The sequence below is a fragment of the uncultured Merdimmobilis sp. genome (assembly GCF_902471145.1).
GTDB classification, from domain to species: Bacteria; Bacillota; Clostridia; order Oscillospirales; family Ruminococcaceae; genus Merdimmobilis; species Merdimmobilis hominis.
The window spans coordinates 1-10198 of record NZ_CABRJC010000029.1 but is presented as its reverse complement, the minus strand read 5'-3'; the positions used below and the strand labels follow the sequence as shown (position 1 = coordinate 10198).

General features: G+C 55.8%; 12 protein-coding genes. 5 read left to right on the top strand and 7 right to left on the bottom strand.

What is annotated here, in order from left to right:
- Positions 1 to 68: 68 nt before the first annotated feature.
- On the bottom strand, positions 69 to 287 hold the full coding sequence (locus tag RDQ42_RS09865) for a helix-turn-helix domain-containing protein (RefSeq protein WP_054330751.1): 219 nt from the start codon (positions 285 to 287) through the stop codon (positions 69 to 71).
- 85 nt (positions 288 to 372) lie between these two features.
- On the opposite strand from RDQ42_RS09865, the gene RDQ42_RS09860 reads away from it, so the two are divergent.
- Positions 373 to 624, top strand: coding sequence for a hypothetical protein (locus RDQ42_RS09860; protein WP_054330752.1), 252 nt, complete (start codon positions 373 to 375; stop codon positions 622 to 624).
- 367 nt (positions 625 to 991) lie between these two features.
- Here RDQ42_RS09860 and RDQ42_RS09855 read toward each other — a convergent pair whose 3' ends face one another.
- The 3 genes from RDQ42_RS09855 to RDQ42_RS09845 form a co-directional block, all read right to left on the bottom strand.
- Positions 992 to 1993, bottom strand: a complete 1002-nt coding sequence (locus RDQ42_RS09855; protein WP_054330753.1) for a M23 family metallopeptidase — start codon at positions 1991 to 1993, stop codon at positions 992 to 994.
- Between the two features lie 147 nt (positions 1994 to 2140).
- A complete protein-coding gene (locus tag RDQ42_RS09850; protein ID WP_054330754.1) occupies positions 2141 to 3313 on the bottom strand; it encodes a MalY/PatB family protein in 1173 nt (390 codons plus the stop codon).
- Between the two features lie 238 nt (positions 3314 to 3551).
- Positions 3552 to 4187, bottom strand: a complete 636-nt coding sequence (locus RDQ42_RS09845; protein ID WP_231358598.1) for an AAA family ATPase — start codon at positions 4185 to 4187, stop codon at positions 3552 to 3554.
- Positions 4188 to 4407: 220 nt separating this feature from the next.
- Between RDQ42_RS09845 and RDQ42_RS09840 the strand changes: the two genes are divergently transcribed.
- On the top strand, positions 4408 to 5220 hold the full coding sequence (locus RDQ42_RS09840; protein WP_231358597.1) for a cytochrome b5 domain-containing protein: 813 nt from the start codon (positions 4408 to 4410) through the stop codon (positions 5218 to 5220).
- A 234-nt stretch (positions 5221 to 5454) separates the two neighbouring features.
- Here the strand turns inward: RDQ42_RS09840 and RDQ42_RS09835 are convergent, their stop codons facing one another.
- The 3 genes from RDQ42_RS09835 to RDQ42_RS09825 all read right to left on the bottom strand — a co-directional run bounded on the left by RDQ42_RS09835 (position 5455) and on the right by RDQ42_RS09825 (position 7144).
- A complete protein-coding gene (locus RDQ42_RS09835; protein ID WP_071427312.1) occupies positions 5455 to 6300 on the bottom strand; it encodes a DegV family protein in 846 nt (281 codons plus the stop codon).
- Between the two features lie 38 nt (positions 6301 to 6338).
- Positions 6339 to 6800 carry a MarR family winged helix-turn-helix transcriptional regulator gene (locus tag RDQ42_RS09830; protein WP_308588600.1) on the bottom strand — a complete coding sequence of 154 codons (462 nt, stop codon included), beginning with the start codon at positions 6798 to 6800 and terminating at the stop codon, positions 6339 to 6341.
- Positions 6801 to 6922: 122 nt separating this feature from the next.
- Entirely contained in the window at positions 6923 to 7144 is a 222-nt protein-coding gene (locus RDQ42_RS09825) for a YdeI/OmpD-associated family protein (RefSeq protein ID WP_054330758.1), read from the bottom strand.
- Between the two features lie 369 nt (positions 7145 to 7513).
- Here RDQ42_RS09825 and recA point away from each other — a divergent pair, with 369 nt between their 5' ends.
- From recA to RDQ42_RS09810, 3 genes are all read left to right on the top strand, one after another.
- Positions 7514 to 8611, top strand: a complete 1098-nt coding sequence (gene recA, locus RDQ42_RS09820) for a recombinase RecA (protein ID WP_074026304.1) — start codon at positions 7514 to 7516, stop codon at positions 8609 to 8611.
- Positions 8612 to 8613: 2 nt separating this feature from the next.
- Positions 8614 to 9234 (top strand): regulatory protein RecX, encoded by a 621-nt coding sequence (locus RDQ42_RS09815; RefSeq protein ID WP_231358596.1) that lies wholly within the window; start codon positions 8614 to 8616, stop codon positions 9232 to 9234.
- 48 nt (positions 9235 to 9282) lie between these two features.
- Positions 9283 to 10198: MiaB/RimO family radical SAM methylthiotransferase (locus RDQ42_RS09810; protein WP_308588599.1), on the top strand; the 916-nt coding region annotated here is incomplete at its 3' end.

Below are 10198 nucleotides of genomic sequence, written 5' to 3'. Positions count from 1 at the left end.
AGGCGAAGTCAGTACGGTCAGCATCAGCTGACTGTGCCCCCTTAAAAATTCCCCTCTGCCTGGGGTGTTTATTTCTTATATGGTTTTCGCTCCGAAGTTAAGCCCAAAATGTAGTCTGTACTAGTCCCGTAAAACTTGGACAATCTAATCACAGCCCACACTGGAATTTCTCTTTCGCCCTTTTCATATCTTCTATAAACTTCTCGATTTAGTACTAGGATATCAGCAACCTCTTGTTGCGTTAAGTCGGAATCCTCTCGCAATTGTTCTATCCTTTCAAAATACATCCATGATCACCTCTTGATCATGCTACTATTTTGTGGCATACTAGAAGCAAATATGCTACCAAACAGTGGCAATTAGGAGGCGTATATGTCTATGGAGAATTATTACATTCAAATTGCGAATGAACACAAAATATCAGTAGAAAAATTAGAAGCAACCATGGGGCAAGTAATCGCATACCTCTATGTCCATCGACACAAAACCATTGGGAACCGCATTTTATGGGAAATCATATTAAGTGAAAACCCAGAGGTAATAAGAGAAATTTTGGAACATGTAGCCGATATTCTCTGTTCCCCCGATCCATTGGAACCCATAGATAAGTTGTTTTTGTATTAAGCTAGATATTGGTATCAACGTGCCCGTAGTGATGGGGACATTTTCTTCTTGTAGCCCCGCGAGGGCATCCGCGAAAGCGGAAAAATCCCTCGCTCGAGGCGTGGAGAGCCTCTAAGAGGGATTTTCCGAGCGTACCAATTGTTGCGAAGTAGGGGGGGCCGGGGTCTCCCCGGCGAGCTTTCGTCCCTTTCTCTCGTTAGAAAGGGACCACGGGGGTTTGGGGGCGTGTAGCGCCCCATAAAACTGGCCTACAAGATGGAATCTTGAATGGGCGACCGGGTGCAGGGCGGAGCGCCTTCAAAAACGATTGTGAGATGGAATCTTGAATAAGACGCTGGGTGTGCAGGGGCGAGCAGTACCCCATAAATCAGTCGGATATGGCTACGATGGGGTCAAAAATATCATACTTACGGTAGTATTCCTTGGATTCCTCATCCCGTTCTACCGTGGCCTTGTTCTGGGAAAGGAGCCGGACAATCTCATAGGCGTTGATCCAGATTTCATTTTCCTCGGCTTGGGATTCATCGAAAATCAGCTGGATGCCGAAGTGAAGATGGGGCCGGGTCATGCCGTTGACGTTCTCGCTGGTGGAGTAGCCGGTCATCCCCAAGTAGCCGATGACCTCCCCAGCCTTGACCACCTTTCCTTCATATAAGTCTCTGTGATAGGGGTGGTCTTTGCGCATGTGGGCGTAGTAGTAATACCGTTTGCCATCCAGGCTGCGGATGCCAACCCGCCAGCCGCCGTATTGGTTCCAGCCCAAGTGCTCTACAATGCCGGATTCCACTGAGACGATGGGGGTGCCCACCGCCCCCAGCAGATCGTTGCCCAGATGCCGCCGGCGGTAGCCGTAATCCCGGGAGTTTCCGAAGTCGTCATAATGGCTGTAGCCGAATCCTTCTGCAATCGGGCAGTAGGCTTTAAGGCCGTATTTTTCCACGATGGTTTTTTCCCCAGGCCGGCTGGGATCGGGGGCTTCCTTGCGGTAGGGGCCGACCATCCCGCCCAGCACCGCTTCATAGGCTTCGGCATAATAGCTGTAGTATTTGTTGTCCGCCATCAATTCTTCAGCGGAGGTGGAGGAGAGGGTATCCGCCATCTTTTGCAGGTCAGCATACCGGTACTCTCCCCAATTCCCGCCATATTTGACCCCCAGACAGGCCAAAAGATCGATCCAGCTCACCGGGTGATTGGTGTCATAGGTGTCGATGTCCACTTCCAAAGCGGCGTTTAAGGCGGAGTAGGGGATGTCAAACTCCACCCATTTCAAGTAGCCTTCTGCCGGGAGGGATTCCTCTTCCTTGGGCGACAGGAGAAAGAGGGAGAGGCAGCACAAAAGCACAGCAGCTAGGCAGATTTTTTTCTTCACAAAGCTTCCCCCTTATTCAGACGTTCCTCTGAATTCATATGCGACGGGAGGGGGGAGGAATGCCCATACAGGGGATATTTTTGAAAACGATAGGGAAAAAGCCTCCCTTCCAGATGGAAGGGAGGCTTTTTCTCTTGGAAAGCAGGATTACTTGTTGAATACGTATTGGTCGAACCGGCGCATGGCCTCTTCGCACTGGCTTCTGGGGCAGGCCAGGTTCATGCGGACATGGGTCTTGCCGTTGAAGGTCCGGCCGTCGTTGACGATGACGCCGCAGGCATTCATCCGGTCCAGAACTTCCTGGATGTCCATGCCGCAGCCGGAGCAATCCAGCCACATCAGGTAAGTGCCTTCGGGGATATAGGTCTTGACCCCTTTGAAGTGTTCGGTGATGTAGTTGTATACATACTCCTGGTTGCCGCGGATGTAAGCATTGAGTTCATCCACCCACTCAGCACCGCCTTCATAAGCGCCGATCAGCGCGGTGCAGGAAAGCACGTTGTTCTGGTTGTAATGAGGCATGGAGGCCACTTTGGCAACCCGGTTGCGGATGTACTCATTGTAAATCACCGAGTAGGAGCCCACCAGGCCGGCCAAGTTGAAGGTCTTGGAAGGGGCGTACATGGCCATGGTAATCTCCTTGGCCTTGTCGGAAACGGTGACGGTGGGGATGTGTTTCTTGCCGGAGGGGGTGAAGTCCGCCCAGATCTCATCGGCCAGCAGGATGACTTTGTGCTTGTAGCACAGGTCGACAACTGCCTCGATCTCCTCTTTGTCCCATACGCGGCCGGTGGGGTTGTGGGGAGAGCAGAAGATGTACAGGCCGATCTTGTTCTCCACGATCTTCTTCTCCATGTCCTCCAGGTCAAGGCGGAAGATACCGTCCTTATCCTGCACCAGTTCGCTCAGGCACAGCTGGCGGCCCAACCCTTTGACGGTGTTGGTAAAGCCGGTGTAGGTGGTGGCGTTGCAGAGGATCTGGTCGCCGGGCTGGGTAAAGGCGGAGATGCAGGAAGCCACGCCGCCCAGGACGCTGTTTTGGTAAGCGATGTATTCTTTCTTCAAGGTGTCGTTGCCAAAACGGGTTTTGTGCCAGTTGATGATGGCGTTAAAATACCGGTCGCTGAGAATGAAGTAGCCGAAGATGGGGTGTTCAATTCTCTCTTTCAGGGCGTCAATCACCGAAGGGGCGGTGGCGAAGTCCATGTCCGCAACCCACATGGGAACGATGTCGGTGGTGCCGTGGTCTGCAGCGGGCTTATCCCATTTGCTGGAATCCTTGCCAATGCGGTCCCATTTTTTGTCGAAATCGTATTTCATTTCAATCTACCTGGCCTTTCTTACAATATTGGAAAAAAGTAGTTCACGGCAAAGCGGCAGAACCGCCTTTAAAACGGGGAAAAAGCCCTTGTTCAGCGCGTAAACAATAGCCTTGTATCAGGATAGCACTGTGCCAAATCAATTGTCAATAGAAAACAAAATAGATAATCCCTATAGAAAATAGCCTTCTATAAAGGAAGAAAATACCACTTTTCTTTTCGAGAAAACACTGGGAGGACTACCGCCCCAGGCCCTCCTTCAGTTCTACAAACTGGCGGATCAGCTTCACCGCACCGTCGATGCCGATGAGGCCGCTGTTGATGCACAGGTCATAGTTTTCCAAGTGGCCCCATTTGCGGCTGGAGTAATAGTTATAGTAGCTGGCCCGTTTTTTGTCGATCTTATGGACGGTATCCTCTGCTTTTTCAGGCGAGATACCGTATTCGGTGGTAGCCCGTTGGATTCTTTTTTCCAGTTCCGCATGGATAAAGACCCGCACTAGGTCTGGGTTTTCCCGCAGGATATAATCGGCGCAGCGCCCCACGATGACACAGGGGCCCTCTTTGGCAAACTGCTTGATCAGATCCGCCTGGACAATAAAGAGGCGGTCGTTCATGGGCAGATTGTAGAAGAAGGTGCCGGAGCCGGTATGCAGGTTGACCATGCCAGTGGATAGGGAGTACAGCAAGCTGTTGCTGGCCCGTTCATCCACTTCTTTTAACAAATCTGCGCTCATGCCGCTTTTTTCTGCGGCAAGGGCAATCAATTCTTTATCATAGAAGGGGATGCCCAGCTCCTTGGCCAGCTGCTCGCCGATGGCCTTGCCTCCGCTGCCGTATTGTCTGCCGATGGTGATGATGGTGTTGTTGCTCATGTGGATCCCTCTCTTTCTCATAGGCGGATCATCGCTGGTGCGCAGTTGATCCTTTCTTTAAGGATAGCACAAAATTATACAACATACAATATAAAATAGATATTATATTGTAAAATTTTAGATAGATTGATGATAATGTACCCCTGTTTTTGGCGATTCTATTTGAGACTTCCCCTGCATACAATGGGGAACAAGGCCAAACGACAAGGGAGTGGATTGCATGCAGGAACAATTGGACCGTATGATAGAAGACCTAAACCGGGAAATCGATATTTTTTTAAATGCTTGGAGCAAAACCGGGGTGCAGCGGGAGATGAAGGACCTGCAGATGCAGCTGGGCAACGTAAAACGCCAACTCTCCGCTATCCGGCTGGGGGAACGGGAGGCGCGGCTCAATCTGCAATCGGTGCGGATGGCCCAGCGCTCGATCAACAATGTACAGCGGATGATGCGCCCCTCCATGCTGCGCCCGCGGCCCATGTGGGCCATCAACCGCACCCAGGGTATCGCCCAGCGGATGGGGCGGATTTTTCAGTATGTCCAGAGCCAATCCCAGCAGCAGCCGCAGCAGCAGAACCGGTTCCAGCAGTTTTCCCGGCAGCAACAACAGCCGCCGGTGGAGAAGACCCCCACCCCCCGCAGCCAGCCAGGGAACTTTTCCCGGAGCTTTTCCCCTTTCCGCACTGGGGTGTACAACGGGGATGGCACCCCCACAGCCCAGCATGTGGAGGACGATCTGCCCGAGGAATTGGGCGGCGGTGTGGAGTACCAGCCCAACAAGACCTTTACTCCCCAAGAGCTGGCACGGTTTTACAATGGGATGGGGGGCCGGCCAGCCTACATCGCGGCAGCGGGGTATGTATTTGATGTGACCGCCCATCCTTCCTGGCGGGCGGGGAGCCACCACGGCATATTAGCGGGCCAAGATGTGACTGACCGCCTGCTGGAAAACCACCCGGAGGGTTTGCAGATGCTTTTGGAGAACCTACCTGTGGTGGGCCGCCTGCGCCCCTCCCAAAAGAAAGGGTTTTAGGGGGCACTTTGATAAAAAAAGCCGGCAGAACCCGAGCCCCGGCCGATGGGTTCCGCCTTTCCTAGATTGTGTTCGGGTGGAAGGATAAAGCCCCTCTGCTCCCCAAGGAGCAGAGGGGCTTTATCGCGCTGTCAGCTGTGGAGGGCTTTGCCCCCAAATGGATCCAATGGGCCAGCCATTCCCGTCCGAAGCTTGGAGTCCAACCCGCCGGCGGGCGGTACGTAGCCGCTGCATTTAGGGTCGGGCGATGTAAGCAAAGCCCACTGCACCCGGCCCAGCGTGAGCGCCGATGACCGTCCCCACCTCCACCTGGACGGCGCCCGTGCAGTCCACGCCCTGCTGGCGCAACAGCTGAACAAACTGGTTGAGGCCCTCCGGGGAATCGGCGTGGGCGAGAGCGATCGGGTAATCCGGATCGGCGGGACAGGCCCGGTACTGGTCCAGCATCCATTGGAAGGCCCCGGAAGAGCCTCGGGCTTTGGCCACAGCCTCCAATTTTCCATCCACCAGGGAGACAAGAGGCTTCACCCCCAGCAGTTCCCCGATGACCGCAGTGGCGGCGGGGAGGCGTCCCCCCATTTTCAGGAATTTGAGGGTGTCCACCATGGCAAAAAATTTCATCCGGCCTTTGAGTTCCTCCGCTTTGGCGGCGATCTCTCGGGCGGAAGTGCCCTCGTCCCGCATCCGCGCCATCTGGGTGAGCAGCAGGGCCATGCCAAAGGTGGCGCTGTGGGAATCCACCAGGAAAATCCCCTCTTCCCCAGCCATTTGGGCGGCGATCACCGCCGATTGGTAGGTGCCGCTGATCTGGCTGGACAGGGTGAGGACCACAATCTCATCCCCCTGGGCCCGGTAAGTTTGAAATAGGGAGAGAAATGCCTCCGGGTTGACCTGGCTGGTGGTGGGCAGGGACTTAGCCTGGCGCAGCCGGTCATAGAATTCCCGCCGGCCCATACCGGTGCCGTCGGCATATTCCTGCCCGTCGAAAATCAACTTTAACGGCAGCACATCAATGTGAAGGCGCTGGGCCTCTTGAGGGGTGAAATCACAGGTGCTGTCGGTGATGATGCGAATTGCCATAACTGTTTGCCTTTCCGCCCTGCGGAACCCGCTGGGGCTTAGGTTTTTTCTTTGTTTTTGAAATACCGCTGGATGGAGTGAAGGCCCCGTGTCAAGGCCACTAGTTCCTCCGGGTTCAGAACTTCAATGATCGAGGCGGCCATCTCGTGGTGGAAGTGGCTGTGAATCCGGTTGACCTCCAAGGCGGATTGGGTGGGGAAGAGGCGGACCACCCGTTTGTCCCCGCTGTCCCGCTGCCGCTCCAGGTAACCTTTGCGTTCCAAGGTGTTGACCGCCACCGTCAACGTGCCGGCGGTGACCCCCAATGCTTCGGCGATGGCGCTGGCCCGGTTGTCCCCACCGGTTTGGGAGGCGTTGCACACCGCTTCAATGATGTGAATCTCCTTGATGGAGAGGTTTTTAAACTCGTTGCTGCTCAGGCAGTGCTCTTCAATGCGCAGTATGTCGTTGAACAGGTTGACCAGAAAATCATTGAGCTGGGTATAGCTGTCCTCCGGCATCCTTTCATCCCCTTCCCAAAATAGTTTGAACTTCAAAACAATTGTATCATAACACAAACGGATGGGGTTGTAAAGCGGGGCTGAAACAAAACCGGCGGCACAAACGGCCGCCGGATGAGGGGTTATAGGCTGTAGTAGTCCCGGTTTTCGTTTTGCAAAAGGTCGATGGCCCGGGCCAGCTGCTGGGTCATGGTCTCTTCATCCGGGGCGCTGGCCACCACGTTGATAAAACCCGCTTTATCTTCGGGGGAGAGGCAGGCAAAAAAGTGCTGGGCCGCCGGGTTCTCCGCCAAAGCCATGCTGAAATTGATGGGGATAATCTCCGGTTCTCCATAGTTCTGCAAACAATCACCTCCTTTGGGCTGTTTGGTGTTAGTTTGACCCAAATGGCGGCGAAAGATGCGGCTTTTCCGCAAATTTTTGGGGAATGGGAACAGGAGTGTCCCTCTCTTAGTATTTTGGTGGGATACAGGGGATTTTTTCCGACTAATTTGCCAGGATATATCGCGAACAAATATTCCTTATTTTCTGCAATCCGGTTGATTTTAGCCGCCTGGTGAGCTATAATGTCTGTAATGTGGGCTGGGGAGAAGAAGGGGAAGAACCCTTGCCCGGCCGCACATATTTGCCCTGTGACACACAAGAAATTGAGAAAACAAACGCCACTGCGCCGCCTTGGGCTGCGCCGCTGGATGATGGAGGAGAAAACGCCTATGGCAGACAAGGACAAGGCACAAGCGCTGGAAACTGCGCTGAACCAAATTGAAAAACAATTCGGCAAGGGCGCGGTGATGCGCCTGGGGCAGAATTCCACCATGAATGTGGAGGCCATCCCCACCGGGTCGCTGGCGCTGGATATCGCCCTTGGCATCGGCGGTGTGCCCAAAGGCCGCATCATCGAGATCTATGGGCCGGAGAGCTCCGGCAAGACCACCGTCGCCCTGCACATCGTGGCGGAGGCCCAGAAGATGGGCGGCGACGCGGTGTTCATCGATGTGGAGCATGCCCTCGATCCGGTTTATGCCCAGGCGTTGGGGGTGGACATCGATTCCCTGCTGGTCTCCCAGCCGGACACCGGTGAGCAGGCGCTGGAGATCGCCGAAGCCTTGGTCCGCTCCGGTGCCATCGATGTGGTGGTGGTGGACTCGGTGGCCGCCATGGTCACCAAGGCGGAGATCGAAGGGGAGATGGGCGACTCCCATGTGGGTGTCCAGGCCCGCCTGATGAGCCAGGCCCTGCGCAAGCTGACCGGTGCCATCAGCAAATCCAACTGTGTGGCTATCTTCATCAACCAGCTGCGGGAGAAGATCGGCGTGGTCTACGGCAACCCGGAAACCACCCCCGGTGGCCGGGCCCTGAAGTTTTATTCCTCGGTGCGGCTGGATGTCCGCCGGGTGGAACAGCTGAAGCAGAACGGCGAGGTGGTGGGCAACCGCACCCGGGTGAAAGTGGTGAAAAACAAGGTGGCCCCGCCCTTTAAAGAGGCGGAGTTTGACATCATGTACGGCCAGGGCATCTCCAAAGAAGGGGAGATCCTGGATATGGCGGTGAAGCTGGACATCATCAACAAATCCGGCGCCTGGTTCACCTATGGCGACGCCCGGTTCCAGGGCCGCGACAACCTGAAGGAATACCTGAAGGAACACCCCGATATTGTGGAGGAACTGGCCCAGAAGATCCGGGAGAACGCCGACAAACTGACCGGGAAACCTGCCAAAAAAGGTGGAAAAGCTCCGGCAGCGGCAGCTCCCGCCCCGGCTCCTGCGCCTTCCACTGCCAAAATTGACATCACGGTGGAGGATGAGGCGTAAGGATGCGGATCACCGACCTTTCCCGGACCAAACGGGGCCGCTACGCCGTAAGCGTGGAGGGGCAGTACCTTTTTTCGCTGCACGAAGAGGTCTTTTACACCGCTCGCTTGGCGGTGGGGATGGATCTTTCGGTGGAGGAATTGGAGGCGCTGCGCCGGGAATCCGATTATAAAACCGCCAAAGAGCGGGCGCTGCGGCTCCTCTCCGCCCGGGGATATACCGCCCATCAGCTGAAGGAGAAACTCTCCCGCTACGCCGATGAGGGGGCTTCCCAGGCGGCGGTGGACCGGATGGAGGAGCTGGGCTTGGTCAACGACGGGGACTATGCCTTCTGCTGCGCCCGGGATCTATACAACCTAAAGCATTATTCCCCCCGGCGGATCGAGCAGGAGCTGCAAAGGAGGGGCATCCCCCAGGACATCTGCCGGGAGGCCGCCGCCCAGTTCGACGAGGAGGAGACCCAGTCCCAGCTGGAGGGGGTCATCCGCCGCAAATACCTGCGGTACCTGGGGGAAGAAAAAGGCTGGAATAAAACAGTCGGGGCCCTTTCCCGGCTGGGGTATTCCTACGACCAGATTAAATCCGCCATCCGGCGGGTCATGGAAGAGGAAGAGGCGGATTAGCCTTTTCCCAAGTTGCCGGGAACCCGGCGGAATGGAGAGAATACAACTATGGCATATAAAGTGGGCATGGTCTCCCTGGGCTGTTCCAAGAACCAGGTGGACGCGGAAATCATGCTGGCCCTGATCCAGGAAAATGGGTTTGAGCTCTGCGCCGACGCCGAGCAGTGCGACGTGGTCATCATCAACACCTGCGGCTTCATTGAGGACGCCAAAAAGGAATCCATCGAGACGATTTTGGAGTTCTGCCAAATGAAGGCGGAGGGAAAAATCAAGGTGGTGGTGGTTACCGGCTGCCTGGCCGAGCGGTACCAAAAAGAAGTGGCTCTGGAGATCCCCGAGGCGGATGTGGTGCTGGGCATCGGCTGCAACGGGGAAATCGTCAAGGCCATTAAACAGGCGCTGGCAGGGGAGCGGGTCGTCTCCTTTGCCGACAAGACCCTGATGCCCTTAAGCGGCAACCGGGTGCTGGCCAATGCGCCCTTCTTCGCCTATGTGAAGCTGGCCGACGGCTGCAACAACCGCTGCGCTTTCTGCGCCATTCCCCTCATCCGGGGGGACTTCCGCAGCCGCCCCATGGAGGACGTGCTGGACGAGGTCAAACGGCTTGCCGCCCAGGGGGTGAAAGAGGTCAACGTGGTGGCCCAGGACACCACCCGCTACGGCGACGACCTCTATGGGCGGTTGGTGCTGCCCGAACTTCTGCGGGAGATCTGCAAAATCGATGGCATCCGCTGGGTGCGCATCCTGTACTGCTACCCCGACCGAATCACCGACGAGCTTCTGGAGGTCATGGCCCAGGAGGAGAAGATCGTCAAATATGTGGATGTGCCCATCCAGCACGCCAGCGGGGAGGTCCTCAGGGCCATGAACCGCAAGGGCAACGCGGACACCCTCAAGGCGCTGCTGCAAAAGATCCGGGACAAGGTGCCCGGCGTGGTGCTGCGCACCACCATGATTGTCGGCT